The sequence below is a fragment of the Chloroflexus sp. genome, from assembly GCF_056331925.1.
Genome location: NZ_JBWGQH010000001.1, coordinates 215,581 through 234,205, shown reverse-complemented (window position 1 = coordinate 234,205; position 18,625 = coordinate 215,581). Strand labels below are relative to the sequence as shown.

General features: G+C 55.0%; 19 protein-coding genes. 13 read left to right on the top strand and 6 right to left on the bottom strand.

The features are described from left to right. Nucleotides 1–2 precede the first annotated feature (2 nt). From tilS to ftsH, 3 genes are all read left to right on the top strand, one after another. Nucleotides 3–1,418, top strand: coding sequence for a tRNA lysidine(34) synthetase TilS (gene tilS / locus AC01ZF_RS00980; RefSeq protein ID WP_476575038.1), 1,416 nt, complete (start codon nt 3–5; stop codon nt 1,416–1,418). A 12-nt stretch (nt 1,419–1,430) separates the two neighbouring features. After that, a complete protein-coding gene (gene hpt / locus AC01ZF_RS00975) occupies nt 1,431–1,973 on the top strand; it encodes a hypoxanthine phosphoribosyltransferase (protein WP_424675821.1) in 543 nt (180 codons plus the stop codon). A 353-nt stretch (nt 1,974–2,326) separates the two neighbouring features. After that, entirely contained in the window at nt 2,327–4,297 is a 1,971-nt protein-coding gene (ftsH, locus tag AC01ZF_RS00970) for an ATP-dependent zinc metalloprotease FtsH (protein WP_428111030.1), read from the top strand. A 71-nt stretch (nt 4,298–4,368) separates the two neighbouring features. Here the strand turns inward: ftsH and AC01ZF_RS00965 are convergent, their stop codons facing one another. Genes AC01ZF_RS00965 through AC01ZF_RS00955 form a run of 3 tightly spaced genes read right to left on the bottom strand, consistent with a single transcriptional unit; the run spans nt 4,369 to nt 9,383 of the window. Next, the gene (locus AC01ZF_RS00965) at nt 4,369–4,908 is read right to left on the bottom strand and encodes a hypothetical protein (RefSeq protein WP_424677298.1); all 540 of its coding nucleotides are present in this window, start codon (nt 4,906–4,908) and stop codon (nt 4,369–4,371) included. A 27-nt stretch (nt 4,909–4,935) separates the two neighbouring features. Then, the gene (locus AC01ZF_RS00960; RefSeq protein WP_424677299.1) at nt 4,936–7,383 is read right to left on the bottom strand and encodes a hypothetical protein; all 2,448 of its coding nucleotides are present in this window, start codon (nt 7,381–7,383) and stop codon (nt 4,936–4,938) included. Between the two features lie 38 nt (nt 7,384–7,421). Further along, entirely contained in the window at nt 7,422–9,383 is a 1,962-nt protein-coding gene (locus AC01ZF_RS00955) for a PAS domain S-box protein (RefSeq protein WP_476575037.1), read from the bottom strand. A gap of 615 nt (nt 9,384–9,998) precedes the next feature. On the opposite strand from AC01ZF_RS00955, the gene AC01ZF_RS00950 reads away from it, so the two are divergent. From AC01ZF_RS00950 to rimM, 10 genes are all read left to right on the top strand, one after another. Continuing rightward, nucleotides 9,999–10,205, top strand: coding sequence for a helix-turn-helix domain-containing protein (locus AC01ZF_RS00950; RefSeq protein ID WP_424677301.1), 207 nt, complete (start codon nt 9,999–10,001; stop codon nt 10,203–10,205). Nucleotides 10,206–10,414: 209 nt separating this feature from the next. Then, nucleotides 10,415–10,777 carry a hypothetical protein gene (locus tag AC01ZF_RS00945; protein WP_424677302.1) on the top strand — a complete coding sequence of 121 codons (363 nt, stop codon included), beginning with the start codon at nt 10,415–10,417 and terminating at the stop codon, nt 10,775–10,777. Then, nucleotides 10,746–11,459 (top strand): hypothetical protein, encoded by a 714-nt coding sequence (locus tag AC01ZF_RS00940; protein WP_476575036.1) that lies wholly within the window; start codon nt 10,746–10,748, stop codon nt 11,457–11,459. Before AC01ZF_RS00945 ends, AC01ZF_RS00940 begins: the two co-directional genes overlap by 32 nt. Then, nucleotides 11,425–11,808 carry a hypothetical protein gene (locus tag AC01ZF_RS00935; protein WP_428111039.1) on the top strand — a complete coding sequence of 128 codons (384 nt, stop codon included), beginning with the start codon at nt 11,425–11,427 and terminating at the stop codon, nt 11,806–11,808. Before AC01ZF_RS00940 ends, AC01ZF_RS00935 begins: the two co-directional genes overlap by 35 nt. 97 nt (nt 11,809–11,905) lie before the next feature. Beyond that, nucleotides 11,906–12,703 (top strand): hypothetical protein, encoded by a 798-nt coding sequence (locus AC01ZF_RS00930; protein WP_424677303.1) that lies wholly within the window; start codon nt 11,906–11,908, stop codon nt 12,701–12,703. Nucleotides 12,704–12,715: 12 nt separating this feature from the next. Further along, complete coding sequence (locus AC01ZF_RS00925) at nt 12,716–13,021, top strand: hypothetical protein (protein WP_424677304.1); 306 nt, start codon at nt 12,716–12,718, stop codon at nt 13,019–13,021. Nucleotides 13,022–13,099: 78 nt separating this feature from the next. After that, nucleotides 13,100–14,452 (top strand): signal recognition particle protein, encoded by a 1,353-nt coding sequence (gene ffh / locus AC01ZF_RS00920; protein WP_424677305.1) that lies wholly within the window; start codon nt 13,100–13,102, stop codon nt 14,450–14,452. 145 nt (nt 14,453–14,597) lie between these two features. Beyond that, complete coding sequence (rpsP, locus tag AC01ZF_RS00915; RefSeq protein WP_287905384.1) at nt 14,598–14,867, top strand: 30S ribosomal protein S16; 270 nt, start codon at nt 14,598–14,600, stop codon at nt 14,865–14,867. 22 nt (nt 14,868–14,889) lie between these two features. Beyond that, nucleotides 14,890–15,117: a KH domain-containing protein gene (locus tag AC01ZF_RS00910; protein ID WP_015941398.1), complete on the top strand. Its 228-nt coding sequence runs from the start codon at nt 14,890–14,892 to the stop codon at nt 15,115–15,117. A gap of 119 nt (nt 15,118–15,236) precedes the next feature. Continuing rightward, the gene (gene rimM, locus AC01ZF_RS00905; protein WP_424677306.1) at nt 15,237–15,746 is read left to right on the top strand and encodes a ribosome maturation factor RimM; all 510 of its coding nucleotides are present in this window, start codon (nt 15,237–15,239) and stop codon (nt 15,744–15,746) included. A gap of 25 nt (nt 15,747–15,771) precedes the next feature. Here the strand turns inward: rimM and AC01ZF_RS00900 are convergent, their stop codons facing one another. From AC01ZF_RS00900 to AC01ZF_RS00890, 3 genes are all read right to left on the bottom strand, one after another. Continuing rightward, the gene (locus AC01ZF_RS00900; RefSeq protein ID WP_424677307.1) at nt 15,772–17,772 is read right to left on the bottom strand and encodes a response regulator; all 2,001 of its coding nucleotides are present in this window, start codon (nt 17,770–17,772) and stop codon (nt 15,772–15,774) included. Nucleotides 17,773–17,797: 25 nt separating this feature from the next. Further along, nucleotides 17,798–18,415 (bottom strand): bifunctional phosphoribosyl-AMP cyclohydrolase/phosphoribosyl-ATP diphosphatase HisIE, encoded by a 618-nt coding sequence (gene hisIE / locus AC01ZF_RS00895; protein ID WP_424677308.1) that lies wholly within the window; start codon nt 18,413–18,415, stop codon nt 17,798–17,800. 27 nt (nt 18,416–18,442) lie between these two features. Further along, nucleotides 18,443–18,625: hypothetical protein (locus AC01ZF_RS00890; RefSeq protein WP_476575035.1), on the bottom strand; the 183-nt coding region annotated here is incomplete at its 5' end.

Here is an 18,625-nt window from a genome sequence, read left to right as displayed (position 1 = left end):
CGATGATCAACTACCTACGCCAGTTCTTACTCGCTGAAGGGGTCGGGAAGGCTACTGCTCGCTTGCTGGTCGCTGTCTCTGGGGGTAGCGATTCGCTCGCCCTGCTGCATATGCTCACTACCCTACAAGCCGAGGGTGGTCCTGTTCCGATTGTGGCCCATCTCGATCATGGCCTGCGCGGGGCCGAATCGGCAGCAGATGCGGCGTTTGTCGCCTCGCTCGCGGCTGAATGGGGCTTGCGCGCAGTTATTGAGCAGGCGCACTTACCACTCGGTACGACTTCAGCCACTGCGCGGATGGTTCGCTATACCTTCCTTGCGCGAACTGCCATCGCCGAGGGTGTTGATGCTGTCCTGGTTGCGCATCAGGCCGATGATCAAGCAGAGACGGTGCTGATGCATCTTCTGCGTGGTGCCGGGCCGGTTGGATTACGCGGGATGCGTGAGCGGGTTGTGTGGTCGGAATGGGCTGCGCCGGCGATTGCTGCCGGCGTAGTACCCTCTTCTGGGCCGCCACTGCTCCGTCCATTGCTGACGATTCGCCGCACGACGCTGGCCGACTACTGTAAGCTGCACGCCCTGACCCCACGCGACGATCCGACCAACCGTAATCTCCACTATCTACGTGCTCGCATCCGTCATCAGCTTCTACCACAACTTGCTACCGAAAACCCACAAATCTACGCTGCGCTGAACCGCACCGCTCGTATTTGTGCCGAAGATTACGATTACATCCAGCAGATGCTCGCAGTGCAGTGGCCGACGCTGATCGCCGAACGGCGGCGCGAACTCATTGCCTTCGACCGCGCCGCGCTGCGGGTACTGCATCCGGCATTACAGCGCTATGCGCTTCGACGCGCAATCGCCGAACTCGGCGCAGAAGAACCAAGCTTGGCCCAGATCAACGCTGCCCTACAGATGCTCAAAGGGCAGGCAGGTCGGCAGATGCGGCTGACGCCACAACTCGTTCTAACCTGCGATCAATTGACGGTGACCGTTGCCTTGCCTGATGCTGAACCGCCACTAGCACCTCAAGTCTATGAACCGATGTTGTTACCGACAAGCGGCAAGGTTTTTCTGCCTAACGGGTGGTATTGCGTGGTGCAGGTCGATCCGCCAACGATGCCGGACCATTGGTGGTTGCCACTCGCCCATCCACCCGTTGGTCCGCTCACCCTTCGTTCGCGTCGTCCCGGCGACCGGATGCGTCCGGCAGGTGCCCCCGGTAGTCGTCGCTTGCAGGATATCTTCGTTGACCTCCATCTACCGCGCGTGCTGCGCGATCATTGGCCGGTGCTGGTAGACGCGACCGATCGGATCTTGTGGTTAGTCGGATTGCGGGTCGCGACCGGTGTTGCCGCAGCCGACCCGAATCAGGCTACAATGTGGATCGGAATGGTTGGCCCCAAACGTAACTGACCAGGAGTAAGTATGCGCCAAGATATTGACTATATCTTAATTAGCGAAGAGCAGATCAAACAGCGCGTTGCCGAACTTGGTACCGCTATCACCAACGACTATCGTGCAATCGGTGATCTGTTGCTGGTTGGGGTCCTGAAGGGATGCGCGATGTTTATGGTCGATCTCGCTCGAGCCATCGATCTTCCCCTTGCGATAGATTTTATCGCCGTCGCCAGTTATGGGGCCAGTACCGAGTCATCAGGTGTGGTGCGTCTGATGAAAGATCTCGACACCGACATCTCGCACCGCCATGTGCTAATCGTCGAAGATATTATCGACAGTGGATTGACCCTGGCGTACCTGCGTGCCCAATTGTTGCGCCGCAACCCGGCTAGTTTACGCATCTGCACCCTGCTCAACAAGCCCGAACGTCGCACTGCTGACGTGCCGGTTGATTATGTCGGTTTTGACATTCCCAATGCGTTTGTTGTCGGCTATGGCCTCGACTATGCCGAGCGCTACCGCAATCTGCCGTTTATCGGTGTCCTCCGCCCTGAAGTCTACCTATCGTAAACCGCCGCAAACTGTAGCGCCGAACGGCTACGGCTCCTGTCGTAAAGCGCCAGAATATCTAAACTGTAGCGCCGCACAGCCATGCGGCTCCTGATAACGGAACACGTTTGTTCACCAACCGGGCTGCGCATCCGTAGGCATGTGATCCAGATCACATTTTGACTGTGATCTGTTCCCTTGCCTCTGCCGATCGGCTGATGCTATAATTCCAATACGGCAAGCATGCACATGGGCATGCTGCCATTTTGTAATCGGAGCCTCCTTGATAGTCGGGGCACTGTTCCTCTGCATCGGTTGATTTCGTTATCACACCAAGATGCAATCGTGAGGCAACCCCTCTAGAAAGAAGATGTATGGGTGATAACCGTTGGTTAAAAAATAGTTTTGTCTATCTGATCATTCTGGTTGCGGCTCTTGCGCTCTTTTTCCAATACCTTGGTCCAGGGGCCAGCCAGACGGAAGAGAAAGGCATCGCCGATGTGATTGCCGATGCCCAAGCCGGCTTGGTGCGCGAGATTCAGGCGCAAGCCGGTGACGAGCAGATTATCGTTACCTACAATGACGGCAAGAAATATCGCTCCCGGCTTGAGTCGGCCGATAGCGTGATGCGGTTGTTGGCCGATTACGGTGTGCCGCTGCGCAACGAACAAGGGCAGCGCACGATTAACGTTATTGTGCAGCCAGCGCCGGCGTGGGGCGGTTTGCTGAGTATCTTTACGATCCTCTTGCCAACCCTATTGCTGATCGGCTTTTTTGTCTTCTTTATGCGCCAAGCCCAAGGAAGCAACAATCAGGCGATGTCGTTCGGTAAAAGCCGCGCACGCATGTTCGCCGGCGATAAGCCGACCATTACGTTTGCCGATGTTGCCGGTCAGGAAGAGGCTAAGCAAGACTTGGCCGAGATCGTTGAGTTTCTCAAGTTCCCGGATAAGTTCGCCGCTCTTGGCGCCCGCATTCCGCGCGGTGTACTGATGGTTGGCCCGCCCGGTACCGGTAAAACGCTGCTCTCGCGAGCGGTTGCCGGTGAGGCCGGTGTACCTTTCTTCAGCATCTCCGGCTCCGAGTTTGTCGAGATGTTCGTCGGTGTTGGTGCTTCTCGCGTTCGCGATCTATTCGATCAGGCTAAGCGTAACGCACCTTGTATCGTTTTCATTGATGAGATCGATGCTGTCGGTCGTCAGCGTGGTGCCGGTCTCGGTGGGTCACACGACGAACGTGAACAGACACTCAACCAGATTCTGGTTGAGATGGATGGGTTCGATACCAATACCAACGTGATCGTGATTGCTGCCACGAACCGACCTGATGTGCTCGATCCGGCGCTCGTTCGCCCCGGCCGCTTTGACCGCCAAGTAGTGCTCGATGCGCCCGATGTGCGTGGGCGGATCGAGATCCTGAAGGTTCACGTTAAGGGTAAGCCACTGGCCGAGGATGTGAATCTAGAGATTCTCGCCCGCCAGACCCCCGGTTTCTCTGGTGCTGACCTGATGAATGTGGTGAATGAAGCGGCAATTCTGGCAGCACGTCGCTCGAAGCGCAAGATTAGCATGGCCGAGTTCCAAGATGCGGTCGAGCGGGTGGCTATCGGTGGTCCTGAGCGTCGCTCGCGGGTGATGACCGATCGCCAGAAGCTGGTGGTGGCGTACCACGAGTCTGGACATGCAATTGTCGGTGCTGCTTTGCCCAAAGCCGATAAGGTGCAAAAAGTGACAATTATCCCGCGTGGTCAGGCAGGTGGCTATACACTTTTCTTGCCTGACGAGGATAGCCTCAATTTGCGCACTGTTTCGCAATTTAAAGCGCGACTAGCTGTTTCATTGGGTGGACGAGTTGCTGAAGAGATTGTTTTCGGTAACGAAGAGGTGACAACCGGCGCCTCCGGTGATCTGGTTCAGGTGACCCGTATCGCTCGTGCGATGGTGACGCGCTACGGTATGAGCCAGCGTCTCGGCCCGATCGTCTTTGGTGAGAAGGAAGAGCTGATCTTCCTTGGTCGCGAGATTAGCGAGCAGCGCAACTATGGTGATGAGGTTGCCCGCCAAATCGATGAAGAGGTGCATGCGATCGTAAGCGAAGCCTACGAAACGGCGCAGCAGATCCTACTCCAGAACCGGGCAGTACTCGATGATATGGCGAATGCCTTGATTGAGTATGAGACGCTTGACGGTGAGCAGCTCGAAGAGTTGATTCGGCGGGTGAAGCCGCTAACTCTCGATCTGAGTAAGAGCGGTAATGCGATACCGAACGGCCGTACCGAGGATCGACCGGTACAGCCGGATACACCGCAGATGGGTTTGAGCGGTCCAAGCCCGTTGCCGGCGTAATGTGCATCGCTATCGTTGGTAGGGGCGGGGTTCGATCCCGCCCCTTCTGCATTGGAATGAATGTACGTTTGTTATCCCGCCTCGGTTAAATACCAGCGTCCATCGACCCGAATGACCGGCAACCCACTCGCTTCACGTCCGATCAGTTGGAGCAAGGCACCACTGCGTTCAAGAACCACATTACCGTCGTTATCGCGCCAACGCACGGTCATAATTGCATTGACGACGTCGACCAATGCCGTATTCTCCCTTATTTGCAACACGCGCGTGCGGTCGTAGGTGATGACTACTTCGGCCCGGCTGCCACGTGCCGGCTGGGTGTTTGCACGTGCAAATCCATCGAGCATTTCCTGCATAACGAGGCGCTGATCGGCGCGCTCGCCGGGCGCAAAATAGCTTGCCAGCCGATTGGCCCACACGTTTCGTGCCATCGCCTCGCTGAGCAATGGATCGGTAAGAGCCGCATTTACGTCTTCGAGAAAGCTCTCGACGACAGCTTCCGGCGTTACACCACCCAAGCCAATATCTTCCTCCAAAGCTGCGGCTCCACATCCGACCAGCAGCCAGAGGAGGACTGACCATATGATGAAAAGATAATGAAACGTTTTCATACGCATCGGTCGGCGTTCGTATCGAGTCTACGGTGTCGACGCCTCACGGAAACTACGTGGTGGTGAGGGTAGTTCTGCTCGCACAATACTGTTGCCACCGGCGAAATAGAGCATCGGGCGGCTACCGCTTGTATCAATGCTCAGCGCACTCAGTTGACCGAGATCGACTCCCGTTCCATCGCGCACGTGGATTTGCTGAATCAAGGCACCGGTACGCTTATCCAATTGCAAAATCCGTTCATTAGCCGGTTCGAGCATAAAGATGAAGCCGGCGTCAGGTGGACCGGTGATGATAAACCGCGTCACTTCGGCAATTGGTGGTGAGACATTATCCGGCTTGATTTGACCAACCAATTGACCAAAACTAAAAACGAGGACTGTCCCGTCGGGTTGGAGCAAGTAAATACTGCCGTCTACTGCCATATCAATGGCCGACAACACCGTTGCATCGCGGGTCACACCGGGGTTGAGCCAAAATTCCGGTGTGTCACCGTAGCGGCCCGAAGCAAATTTCAGTACCTCGCCGGGCTCAGCTCCCCATACGTAGAGGTTACCGGCGTACTCCTCCACATCAAGACGTTCTGGAGTTATCCAGATCTCCGAACTACCCAATTTTGAATAGTTCCATGTATTGTTTTGGCGAAAATAGTAACCAAAACCGTTGAGTGCCTGATCGATGGCAACTACCTGATCGATCCGCCAGAGAGCAGCCCGGAGTGGACCAACAATCGCCGAACCTATGATCTGGCCCGGTTCGAGATACGGTTCTGGTATGCCGCCATCGCGGGGGATGCGATAGAGCCGGCCTGCTTCACGATTGCCGTCGAGCGCATAGATGTAACGGAGCATTTCAAGCTGATCGGGGTCGGTCACACCACTCATTGCCGGTGGGACGATGATAGTTGTGAAGATACCATTGGGTAACGGATGGCTCGCCAATACGGTTGGCTCGATAAACGAGATACGGTCAATCGCTGCAAGCAACCGCTCATACTCCCGTTCGAGTTCATTGTAACGCAGCCATAACCCTGGGTTGGTGGTCGTTATTTCAGGGCTAGTCCGGACTATCTCGATAGCTTGTTGGGCACTTTGTAAGGCTTCGCGCGCAGCCGTTTCATCGGGTGCAGTACGTACTGCGGCAACACGCTCTTCGGCAGCCGTCAGATACTCAAGCGCGAGTTGGACTTCATTGCTGCGCGTAAGATTCATGCCGTAGAGGATAACACCACTCACCACCAGCACGGTGATAAGTATCAGCGGCCATGGAAAGGGGGGATTGGTGCGGCGGTAGGTCAGCCCGCGTCCTCGTGGTACATAACTACTGACTGTTAGCGCTTTACGGCGTAAGTTTCGTTCGCGTTGCCATTCACGGACCCAATCACTCAGTATCTGCCATGGCCAGGCCAATCGTTCGTACCAATGTTGTTCGTAGCGCGGACGTAACCGATAGCGTACCCCATACGGATACGCAGCAGGGATAGGATCGCCAAGATCGATAGGCGGTGATGGTGGTGGGTCTTCACCGAGCGTGCTTGAAGGTGGCAAGGGTGTCGGTTGGCGAACAACCCGCTCGGCAAGTGGCTCGCCAAGATCGATCGGCGCCGGTCGTGGTATTGGATTCGGGGAAAGCGCCGGTTGCGGTGGCGGGGTGAAAATCCGTTCGGGGTCCGGTTCGGTTGGGCGGGGTGGTGGTGGCTCACGGTGGAACCAAGGCAACAAACGGTGTGTCGGTGTAGGTGAAGGCACGGCAATCGGTTTAGGAGAAGGTGCATGCACCGTCAACGCCAGTAATTCAATCGACGATACGTCGGTGGCCCGTTCCTGAGCGGTAGCCAATATCGTGCTGACATCGGCCTGAGCGAGCAACGCAGTCATTGTTGGCGGATCGAACCGCGTCACTAACGTACTACTGCTTAGGAGGAGCGCATCTCCCGGTTGCAAGACGGCGCGGAAAAACTCCGGCTCGACAAAGAGGCTTGCTCCCAAAGAACCGGTAAGGGCAACTTGGGCTACATTCACTTGTGCAGGATCCCAGCTTGGATGGGTTGGGATAGCGCGTAATTTGCCGCCACAGCGTAAAAAAAGCTGTGTTGGTTGCATTTGGACGATGAAGAGGTCGTTACCGAGCAAGACAAGGGCCGTAATACCGACAGTGATACGTTGGGCCGGCGCACACCGCATATTGTCTTGGTACAAGGCTTTGTTGGCGGCAATGATCGCCAGGCGCAGGGCTGAAGCAGCACTCGTTGCTTCACACTCATAAAACGTCTGTCGGATCGCTTTAGTAACAACCTGGCAAGCGTGTTCGCTGCGGTCAACCGGACCAACCGGTTCACACAACACGAACAACTGCCCGCGGTTCATCGCCTCAGGTTGGTGAAGGGCGGGCGTGACGATGAGCGTCCGTGTGCTGTTTGAATAGGTTGTCCCGGCTACTGTTACCTGCACGCCGGTATGAATCTCTAGCGGTTGCATACTATAGGGATTATACCAGAAGCGAGATGGATGCTTGTTCAGCGCCGGACTGCCACCTGTCGCTTCAAAGCGTAATCAATCCCCTCTTGCAACGTTGCTTTCGTCACCAGATCACGCAGTTCAGCCCCAATATAGACCAAGGTTTGCGCTATTTCAGGACTAATACCGGTCAAAAGCACCTGTGCTCCCAACATTCGCGCCGCTTGGGCGGCGCGCATTAATGCCCCGGCGACTTGCGTATCAACCACCTTCACGCCGGTGATGTCAATGATTGCTACCTGTGCCCGATGTTCGGCAACCCCATACAGCAGCGTCTCCATAATCTGCTGCGCCCGTGTTGTGTCAATCACACCGATCAATGGCATCACTACCACGCCGTTGGCAATCGGCATCAACGGTGTACTCAATTCGCGCAGTGTCGCCTGTTGGGCGGCGATGATCTGCTCTTGCATCGCAGTGCGCTCACGTTCTATCCGGCGCTGTTCAGTAACGTTACGGGAAAGGATGAGGGTATCATTGTTGCTTAGTACCATGCGCGCTTCATACTCTTCAACCTGATCGCCAAGATCAAGCTGGTACTCGAACTGCTGCATCTCACCGGTCAGACGCAACTGTTCAATGTGGTACACGACCCGTTCGGCCAAGTATGGTGGCAATACCTCGGCTACGTGCCGACCCAGAAAGGCTTCAGGTGGGAGCATTAGCCGCCCACTACGGTCGACTTTGTAATCGAGGAACACACCGTCAGTGCTAAGTACAAACATCAGATCGGGCATTGCTTCAAGGAGAGCGCGGTTCCGGCGCTCACTACGGCGCAACTCCTCTTCGGCTTGCAGTTGTTCAGTAATATCGCGGTTGATCGACGCATAGCCGGTCAAATTACCGTGACGATCACGGAGGGCTAGTGCCGAAGCTTGCACCGTGATCAAACTGCCGTCACGATTGACATAACGCACGGTCTCGCGCGGTGTCAGCCCCTGCATCACCTGTTCAGCGATCCGCTCCAATAGCGGGAGATCGGGTTGATAAAAGATGTCGTACACGGTCATGCCAACCAACGTCTCGTATCCTAGCATTGCCGCCAGCGCCGGGTTGGTATACTGCAACTTCAATTGAGGGTCGGCAATCGCAATCCCATCAGGTGCATTTTCAACCAGCAATTTAAAAGTACGCAGCTCTTCTTCTTGCTGTTTGAGCGCAGTTACATCTTCATAGATACCCAACACCCCGATCACGTCACCGTTGCGACGCAGCGGTATCTTACTGGTCCGGAGCCAGATCGGCGTTCCGTCATGCCGATTGAGCGGTTCCTCAAGATAGTATTTCGGCCCACTCTGCATGACCGCCAGATCGTCGGTACGGTAAGCCGCGGCCTGTTCGTGCCAAGGCATATCAAAATCAGTACGACCAACAACCTCTGCTGTCGATGACAAGCCGGCATCGATAAGAAACCGGTGATTACAGCCAAGAAAACGACCGTCTCGATCCTTCCAAAAGACAGCTTGCGGTAAGTTGTCGATCACCAATTGCAACATTGTGCGACTTTCGGTCAGCTCAAAGCGTAAACGCTGGATGCTCGTAATATCTGAGGCAATCGAGGTGGCACTGACAAACTGGCCCTGCTCATCGTAATGAATCGTGATTGTCCAGAGCATCGGAATCATCTGCCCCGACCGATGCACGATCCGATTCTCAATTGTCAGCATGCGTTCATGACGCTGCACACACTCGATGAGCGCTTGTCGTGCCGGCGCTTGATCCTCGGGATGCAGAAATTCAAGTGATAATCGGCCTAAACAAGCTTCCGGTGGCATACCAAAATAGTGTTTGGCTGCCGCGTTCACGTAGGTAAAGCGACCAGCAGCATCGACTTCGGTCATTAGTTGATCGGTATCCTCAACTATACGCTGAAAGCGCTGCAATTGGCTTTGCAGATCGGCTACTTGAGCACGCAATTGTTCACACTCAGCTTGTAGCATCGCCAGATCGGGCGTAGTCATACTATCGGCTCCTATGATAGGGTGAGAATACGATCGGTTTGTTGACGAGGATGATGGTACTACGGAAATGCGACGGGGCGAAACTGCGTAGGCGGGGCAGTATTTAGGCAAGTGTAGCATAGATAACACCACAATTCAAGGAAAAAGATCGTTACAAACGTAAAAATATCTGATCACGTTCAGACCAATAGTGCATAGGTTGGGGATGGCTGCCCAAGGTGCGACGGATGACACAGCCCGGCGGCCCCTCCGGTCATTGCGAGCGCAGCGAGCAATCTGACAAGTCGGCGTGTCCGCTTGGCATGATGAGGTCCGACCCAGCGGTGACGATGGCTCGTTTCGCTCAGCATGAGGAAGATGGCTCGTTTCGATCGACATGACAAGGAGCGGAGGATGGCGTGCTCCGCTTGCGATGACACGGAGCGGAGGATGGCGCGCAGCGTTTGCTCTGTCACCGCCGGCGGCCCCTCTGGTCATTGCGAGCGCAGCGAGCAATCCGGCGGTAAGCCAGCGTGCGACGCTTGCTATGACAAGTATAGAAGGTGTGGCAAACCAAAGGGATCGGTTGTGAGGCTTCTCAAGTTGTAGCAAAATAGTTTACAGATCTTAACCAAATTGCGAGAAGATCTTCAACAACAAGTTCTCGAACTGGCTACCGCACCGGTTGAACAACAATTGGCCCACGCGCTGCGTAGACTAGCCGACCAATACCATTGTGTATCACAAGCAGATGGATGGATTACCATTCCGATCATACAACGTGATCTGGCCGACTTGATCGGGGTCAGTCACTATACGATCAGTCGCTTGCTCCATCAATAGCAACAACAGGGTCTTGTCGCCTTCCCATCGGCCCACCTAACTCATGGTTGATTGGGCGGCGATCACCGCTCGGTTCGATGCATAACGTTCCTCACCACGCATTGCTACCGCTTCTGAGAGAAATGTTGCGCTAGCGCAACGTATGTATCACCCTCCTGGACGTATACTCGATCTAGGTTGTTCGTGATGTTTGTCACGAAGGAGGATGTATGTGTCCGATTTGGGAAGGTCGCTTCATCCACTCGGCGATGTACATGGCGATTGTTTCAGCTTTCCACGTACTAGCTTCCCACCTGACAGTCGCAGCGGCATGGTTTAATCTCTACCTTAAACGACGGGCGGTATACGAACAGCGACCAGAATTGTACGTGTACCTGAAGCACAGTGCGCTTGGCTTGCTCGTGTTTGCCTACGTGTTTGGCGCGATGGCCGGGATGGGTATTTGGCAAACCACGACGGCGGCTAACCCACGTGGTATCTCGGCCTTGATCCACAATTTTGTCTTCTACTGGGGTGCAGAATGGTCCATGTTCCTGATCGATGTTGTGGGAATTATCGCCTACTACTATTGATCGGGTTAGTCCACGTACCCATTTACGGCTGGCGTGGATCTTAGCACTTGGCGGAACCGGTACCCTCACGATTATCGTTGGTATCCTCTCATTTAAATTAACACCGGGTCTGTGGCTAGAAACCGGTAACAGCCTCAACGGTTTTTTCAATCCTACATTCTGGCCTCAAATTTTACTCCGCTTCTCATTGATGTTTACCATCACTGCTGCCTGGGCATTACTCATTTCGACCGGCTTGCCGAAAGGATACTTTGCCCGTGAATACATTATCCGCCGGGCAGCAGCAATGGGTTTAGGCGGTTTGGGTGTCGCGTTCGGCATCTGGTTCTTCTGGTTTGAGCCGGTCTTGCCAGAACATGCGAAGATCATCCTGCGTTCACCGGCGATTCCCGCGATTACCTACACGGTAATTGGCGGTGGATTGATAGCTACGTTTGCCGGCCTCCTCTTTGCATTGTGGTTGCCACGCCGTCAACATCAATTGATCGCCCTTGGTGCGATGCTGGTACTCTTTGGTGCTATCTTCGGTGCCGAACGTACCCGGGAAGTCATGCGTAAACCCGATATTATCGCCGGTTATACTGGTCTTCGCCGATCTCCTGGCCCGTGGCATTCAACGCGAAGAACAAGGGCTGAACGAACGTGGTATGCTGGGTTCATTACCGTTTTTGCCGAAACCTGACGCGGTTGCGGTACTACCGATCACAACCGGTTTACCTTCACGTGAAGTTGCCATCGGGCGAACATTGGTTATTCAACAGTGTGCCTCGTGCCATAACGTGAGCCATCAAACGGCGATCACCGTTTTTAATCAGCGGCTAGCGTTGCGTTCCTTGGTTAATTTGCTTGAGCGGCGTAACCTAACGACGGCTGACAAGATCGAGAACTACTTGAAAGCAATCGGTGGCTTCCCGTATATGCATCCGGTCGTCGGTACCGATGAGGAACGTGCCTCTATGGCACTCTATCTCGAGTATTTTTATCAGCAACAGCAACGTAATCCACAAACTGCCGCTTATAGTGCCAAATAATGAGGAGGTTGATATGAACGTCGGTGACATAATACGGATGATGCGTGATCCGTAAGGGGCACCATTCTTTCCACCGGTGTTGCAGGTATTGCTAGTCGTGACGTGGGTGTTGCACATCTTTTTCGTCACGTTGGCTCTCGATTCGAGTAGCTTGTCGATCTGGGGCTTCCTCTTTCCGACTCCGAACCGGCTCCGGCTGGCCCGGGTCGCGGCTCGTCTGACACCTAATGCAGTTGGTCTGGGGATCGTGACCGGGATTGCACCGTTACTCTTTGTCCAGACCATTTACGATCCGAGCTGGTACGCTGCCAATACCCTCACCGGTTTCTGGTCGGTGCTCTTTATCTTTGTCGTGATGGGTGGCTATAGCCTTGCGTATTTGTTTTATCTTAAAGGCAGCCCTGACGGGAAGCTGCTTTGGTCGGCAATTGGGTCGTTCATCCTTCTCTTTTTTGCCGGTTGGGTGATGCACGTGCTGGCTGCCGTTTCGATTCGCCCGGAGCGTTGGCTAGAATGGTATGCTCCGAACGGCATTGTCGACACACGCGGGATAGTGTTTCACGCTTATAACTTGCCCCGGCTGTTCTTCTTACTGCCGTTGCAAGCCGGACTCAGTTTGGCTGTTGTGCTGATGCTTTTTGGCTGGTACTTCCGCCACCATGAAGCCGATACCGCGTTTATGCAATGGGTCGCCGAACTTGTCCGGCGACTCGGGTTAGTGATTAGCCCGCTTTATGCAATTGCCGGGCTACTTTGGGCTATGACTGAAGGCAGAGCTTTTGGCATCGGTCTTATGCTGGGGATTATTCTACCGGCCCTTGGCACAGGCCTAACCGCCTACTTCTTCGTGCTCAAACAGCCGTTGCGGCACGCGCCTCGCTCACTCTTGGTGTAGATTGGAACCCTCTTGAGTGTTGGTGTGATTCGCGAAGTGATCCGCGCCGTTTCCTTGGCAAGGTTTGGCTATTCAGTCGCTGAGTATCCCTACCGCATCGATTGGGGTTCAGTCGTGATTTTTAGCGTTACCACGGTGGTAGGTGTGATGGTGATAAGCTACCTTGTCCTCGTTCTTTACCGGTCAGGTGGTGGCAACGGCGATACCCAACCGTCGCCACGAGTAGAGCGGTTTGGTGCAATCGCAACCGGTATGCTAGGTGCGTGGTTTGGTTTCTTCTTACTGGTTGGTCTCTACGCAACCTTCTTTTTGAAATAGTCACAATTGACGTTCTCGTTCTTCACTCGTACAATGCAAATAGCGTTGTACAGGTAAAGAGCGAAACGAGCATCGGCTATGTTTGAAAGTCTTTCCGATCGGTTACAGGCAGTATTCCAGAAACTCGGCAGCAAAGGTGTTCTCACCGAAGATGACGTGCGCGAGGCGATGAAGCAGGTGCGCTTAGCCCTGCTCGAAGCCGACGTTAACTTTCGAGTGGTGAAAGATTTTGTGGCGAAAGTTACCGAAAAAGCCATTGGCGAAGAGGTAACGAAGAGCCTGACTCCACATCAACAGGTGATCAAGATTGTCCATCAAGAGCTGATCAACCTGTTGGGGACCGAACATGTTCCTTTACAAGAAGCGCATCCCGGCCCAACGGTGATTATGCTGGTCGGTTTGCAAGGTACCGGTAAGACGACGTTGGCGGCAAAACTGGCCCTGCACCTGCGCAAGAAGGGCAAGCGCGTTCTGTTAGTCGCCGCCGACGTGTATCGTCCGGCAGCAATTACGCAGTTACAGGCCCTTGGTCGCCAGTTGAATATTCCGGTCTACAGTGAGGGCACGCAGGCTAGCCCGCCCGACATCGCCGAGCACGCTCTTGAACATGCGCGTAAAGAGCTGTTCAATGTGGTGATTATTGATACCGCCGGTCGGTTACAAATTGACGAACCACTCATGCAAGAGTTGGAGCAGATCGAGATGCGTGTGCATCCAACCGAACGCTTGTTGGTGGTTGACGCCATGACCGGCCAAGAAGCAGTGCGCGTCGCCGAAACGTTCAACCAGCGGGTTAAGCTGACCGGTGTGGTGATGACCAAGATGGACGGCGACGCCCGTGGTGGTGCGGCCTTGTCGGTGCGCGCCGTGACAGGGGTGCCGATCAAGTTTCTCTCCACCGGCGAGAAGGTGGACGGCAATACGCTGGAGGTTTTCCACCCCGACCGGTTGGCGTCGCGCATCCTTGGCATGGGCGATGTACTCTCGTTGATCGAGCGAGCCGAGCAGCTTTACGACGCCGAGCAGGCGAAGAAGATGCAGAAGCGGCTGAGCAAGGGCGAGTTCGATTTTGAAGACTTCCTCACTTCGCTCCATCAGATGCGCAAGTTGGGGCCGTTGCAACAGATTATTGCGATGATCCCCGGCCTTAACCAATTGGCCCGCAACGAAGAATTGCTCGATGAGCGGCATGTCAAGCGGGTCGAGGCGATCATCTACTCGATGACGCCGGAAGAACGGCGCCGTCCGGAAATTATCAAGGGTAGCCGGCGCAAGCGGATTGCGCGCGGTAGCGGCACTTCCGAAGAAGAAGTAAGCCAGTTGATCAAGCAGTTCCAACAGACGCAGCGCATGATGAAGCAGATCGCTGGCAAAGCCGGCAAGGGGCGTGGTGGTATCGATCCGAATGAGTTGCTCCGACGCTTGCGTTAGCGTTGGTTGTGTGTAGGATGGAGTTTGGAGGGCGGGTGGAGGGTACTCCTCGCTCAGCTTTGCAATTGCAACGTCAACGCCAATTTGTGTTATACTATGTGGCTAGTGTGTAAGATTGGTCTGAGTGTGAGGAATACTACGATCTATGGTTAAAATTCGTCTGCGCCGCACCGGCAAGACCAAGCAGCCCAGCTATCGTATCGTCGTTGCCGATTCGCGTTCGCCGCGCGATGGTAAGTTTATTGAGACGATTGGCTATTACCTGCCGACCCGCCAACCCAAGGTGTTGGAGGTAAAGGCCGATCGTGCCCGCTATTGGCTCGGTGTCGGTGCTCAGCCGACCGATGTCGTGGTGAAGCTGCTCAAGCGGGTTAATATTCTCGACGAGCAGGGCAAGGTTGTTGCCGAGTCGTAAGCCAAGTTTGGGAGGGAGCTTGATGAAAGCGCTCCTCGAATATATCGCCCGTAATCTGGTTGATAAACCGGAAGCCGTTCGCATCAAAGAGCGCACCGGTCGTTTTACCACTACGTACCATTTGAGCGTTGCTCCTCACGAGACCGGTAAGATCATCGGTCGCAACGGGCGGGTCGCGAAGGCGATCCGTGATTTGATGGGAGTGGCTGCGGCGCGCCAGAAGAAACGGGTGCACGTCGATATCGAATAGTTGTCGGGTTTGCAACCGGCTGGTCGATGGTCCGGCCGGTTGCTTTATCATGGGCTGATATTGCTGCGCTGACTGTTGCGCGCTTTGTGGTTTGACAACGTTCAATATGCAACGAATCAATGGATGATCTGCTCTACATAGGTGTACTCGGTGCGCCATTTGGCGTTCGGGGTCAAATTAAACTACACTCGATCTCAAGTCATCCCGAACACCTGATCCGTCATTTGCGCACGGTATTTATCGGCCCCAAGCGCATTCCGCATCAGGTGACACGCCTCTTTTTGCATAAACCGGGGTTGCTGATTATCCAGTTGCAGAGCGTGACCGACCGTGATGCGGCGTCCAATCTGCGGGGGGCTGAGGTCTATATTGCTGCGGCCGATGCCGCGCCACTCGGTGAAGATGAGTTTTTCTATCACGATCTCATCGGGTTGGCTGCTGTTACCGATACCGGTGATCTGATTGGCGAGGTACGCGATGTGCTAGAAACCGGTGCCGGTGAAATCGCTGTGATTGCACGTCGTGGTCACGCTGATGCGTTGGTGCCGATGGTGCGTGACTTTATCGTCGCAATCGATCTGGTCGAGCGTCGGTTGGTGATTCGGCCAATTGATGGTCTGCTTGACTAACGCTCGCGAATGCACCGATACGGTACTACTGAGCAGTGGGTAAGATGACCCGGAATGTCGTTCCCTGATCGGGTTGAGAACGGACCCACAATTCCCCACCGTGAAAGTCCACAATACTGTAGCACAGTGGAAGCCCGAGACCCAAGCCGTCGAAACGGGTGGAGTAAAAGGGTTCAAAGATTTTGGGAACATCCTCTTGAGCAATGCCAATCCCGGTATCGCTGATCTCCAACACCACTGCCGGATCGGGGAGAGGTTGGTGTGATCCACCACCGGCTCGCCAAAAGAGCGCTCGATCCGGCTCCCCATCGGGTGGTCGCAGATAGGTGCGAATATGGAGAGTGCCACCGTGTGGCATTGCCTCAATCGCATTCTGTACGAGCGTTTGGCAGACCTGCTTGAGATGTCCGATGACCGCCGTCACCCATGGTAAGCTTGACGTAAAATCTCCAACATAATGGATGTTCCGCGCTGTCAATGTTGACCGGAAGTTCGCAATAACGTCGTTGATAACTTGATTCAGATCAACGGGTCGGCGGCCGTCGAGATTGGGGCGCGAGAGATCGAGAATGCGTTGGACACGGTGGATCAGGCCATCAAGTTCAAGAGCGGCCTTAGAGAGGTAGAGGTCGCGGCGTTCTGATGGCAGATCAGGATTACGCAACAACCGTATGGTATTCGAGAGGGCTTGGAGCGGGTTGTTAATCTCGTGCGCCATCGAGGCCGACAAGCGGCCAATTGCGGCTAACTTTTCGGCTTGAGCCAACTCACGGGCCATCCGCTGACGTTCGCTAATATCACGGGCAATGACGAGAAAGAGGTGCTGATCGCCATCGGGTACGACACTCACACTCACTGCTACTGCCGTCTCATGACCGGAAGCGGTACAGAGAATGGTTTCAATCTCACTCTGCTCGTGGCGTCCGTTCACTGCCGTAGCCAAGAGTTGGCTGAGCGCCGGTAGGAGTTGGTTTGGGTCAAGCTGTAACAGTTGCTCGTTCGAATACCCCGATAAACGACCTAAAGCGAGATTGGCATCCAGTACCATCGTCCCGGTACTATCGAGCAACAGTACTGCATCGTTGGCATGGCGCAACAAGGCACGGTAGCGTGCTTCCGAACGCGATACTTTATCGTAGAGGCGAGCGTTTCCTAGGGCCACGGCCGCTTGTCCGGCCAGTAATTGCAGCAACTCTTGGTCAGCAATCGTAAAAGCTGCGTGCGGTGTGGCTTTTGCTGCATTGAGGACACCCAACACCCGCTCACCGGCCATAATCGGTACCGACAGAGCCGTTGTCAATTCGGAGGCCAGGAGATACTGACGAAGCTCGGCAAACCATGGCGATGCGATTACCTGATCATCGATCAGCAACGGCTGGCGGTGGCGGATGACCCATCCCGACAAGCTGTGAGCGACCGAGATAAGCGATCCGATCCCGACGGTGGTCGGCAAGCCGGTGCAGGCGACGATCCGCAGCGTTTGCTCATCAGGTTCGAGTAACATCAACGAGGCACGCTCGGCGCGCACTTCAACCCGTACCGTCTCAACAATTAAGGCGTACAGGCGGGTGAGATCAAGTTCGGTGAGCAGATGTTGACTAATCTGCAAGACAGGCCGCAGGGCTGCGACCCGGTCACGTACTTGAACTGCTTGCCGTTTCGCTACCAGTTCGCGGGCTATATCGGCAAGTTCTTGGGCACGGAACGGCTTGATCAACAGGCCGCGCGCACCGAGGCGCATCGCATAGGCGATCTGATCAACCGATGCTACACCGCTAACGATCAGGACCGGTACGCTAATATCGCGTAAACGGATTAACTCTAGCAGTTGTAGACCATCAATCTCCGGCATCGCCAGGTCGATCATGATAAGATCGAAAGGAGCGTGATCTAGTGCTGCGAGGGCTGATGTGGCATTAGCCGCCGTTGTGACAACAAACCCGGCCCGCGCTAGCGTCTGCCGGCACAGATCGCGCAACTGTGGATCATCGTCTACGACTAATACTCGCCCTGCCCAACTATTCATAGCGTTAGCCCGCAATCTCCGTTGATTACGAGGAAGCGTAGCGACGTGCCAATTCGGCCCACACTGCTTCGGCTGACATTCCTTGGTTTTCAAGCAGCACCAGACAATGATACATCAGATCGGCCAGCTCGTAGGCGACTTCAGCCGGATTTCCGTTCTTTGCAGCGATAATCACCTCGGCTGCTTCTTCCCCAATCTTTTTGCCGATCCGGTCGACGCCACCGTGCAATAGCTTTGCCGTGTATGACTCGGCCGGATCGGTATCACGACGGGCACGAATCCGGTCGGCAAGTCGGGCCAAGATGGCGACTGGCGGTACAGGGTTGACCATTTCGGTACCATCGAGATCGCGGAAAAAACAACTAGGCCGACCCGTATGGCATGTCGGACCGGCCGGTTCTGCAAGGATCAATAAAGCGTCACCATCACAATCTTGGCGTAATTCGACGACGCGGAGAGTGTGGCCGCTCGTTTCGCCTTTGCGCCATAACCATTGGCGCGAGCGGCTGTAGAAGGTTACGAAACCACTCTCGCGGGTCAGGATGAGGGCTTCCTCGTTCATATAGCCGAGCATCAGTACCTCGCTACTACGTGCGTGTTGTACGATGACCGGTAGTAATTTTTGTTCGTTTGTCTGTGCCATATTAGGTTGCTGTCCTTGTGTGTCGTGTTATGGTGTCGCTGTACGATGATTGTAAACGTGTGACCGACCCTGTTGATATGCGTGGCAGTACGCCTTGCTGTTGATGCGCCCGGCAGTGCGCTGTGCCGGGCGGGTGCGCTGTGCCGGGCGGGTGCGCTGTGCCGGGCGGGTGCGCTGTGCCGGGCGGGTGCGCTGTGCCGGGCGGGTGCG

Excerpts from the sequence above, each read along its gene's own strand:
- tilS (WP_476575038.1), top strand. The coding sequence starts at position 3 with ATGATCAACTACCTACGCCAGTTCTTACTCGCTGAAGGGGTCGGGAAG.
- hpt (WP_424675821.1), top strand. The coding sequence starts at position 1,431 with ATGCGCCAAGATATTGACTATATCTTAATTAGCGAAGAGCAGATCAAA.
- ftsH (WP_428111030.1), top strand. The coding sequence starts at position 2,327 with ATGGGTGATAACCGTTGGTTAAAAAATAGTTTTGTCTATCTGATCATT.
- AC01ZF_RS00965 (WP_424677298.1), bottom strand. The coding sequence starts at position 4,908 with ATGAAAACGTTTCATTATCTTTTCATCATATGGTCAGTCCTCCTCTGG.
- AC01ZF_RS00960 (WP_424677299.1), bottom strand. The coding sequence starts at position 7,383 with ATGCAACCGCTAGAGATTCATACCGGCGTGCAGGTAACAGTAGCCGGG.
- AC01ZF_RS00955 (WP_476575037.1), bottom strand. The coding sequence starts at position 9,383 with ATGACTACGCCCGATCTGGCGATGCTACAAGCTGAGTGTGAACAATTG.
- AC01ZF_RS00945 (WP_424677302.1), top strand. The coding sequence starts at position 10,415 with ATGTGTCCGATTTGGGAAGGTCGCTTCATCCACTCGGCGATGTACATG.
- AC01ZF_RS00940 (WP_476575036.1), top strand. The coding sequence starts at position 10,746 with ATGTTGTGGGAATTATCGCCTACTACTATTGATCGGGTTAGTCCACGT.
- AC01ZF_RS00935 (WP_428111039.1), top strand. The coding sequence starts at position 11,425 with ATGCTGGGTTCATTACCGTTTTTGCCGAAACCTGACGCGGTTGCGGTA.
- ffh (WP_424677305.1), top strand. The coding sequence starts at position 13,100 with ATGTTTGAAAGTCTTTCCGATCGGTTACAGGCAGTATTCCAGAAACTC.
- rpsP (WP_287905384.1), top strand. The coding sequence starts at position 14,598 with ATGGTTAAAATTCGTCTGCGCCGCACCGGCAAGACCAAGCAGCCCAGC.
- AC01ZF_RS00910 (WP_015941398.1), top strand. The coding sequence starts at position 14,890 with ATGAAAGCGCTCCTCGAATATATCGCCCGTAATCTGGTTGATAAACCG.
- rimM (WP_424677306.1), top strand. The coding sequence starts at position 15,237 with ATGGATGATCTGCTCTACATAGGTGTACTCGGTGCGCCATTTGGCGTT.
- AC01ZF_RS00900 (WP_424677307.1), bottom strand. The coding sequence starts at position 17,772 with ATGAATAGTTGGGCAGGGCGAGTATTAGTCGTAGACGATGATCCACAG.
- hisIE (WP_424677308.1), bottom strand. The coding sequence starts at position 18,415 with ATGGCACAGACAAACGAACAAAAATTACTACCGGTCATCGTACAACAC.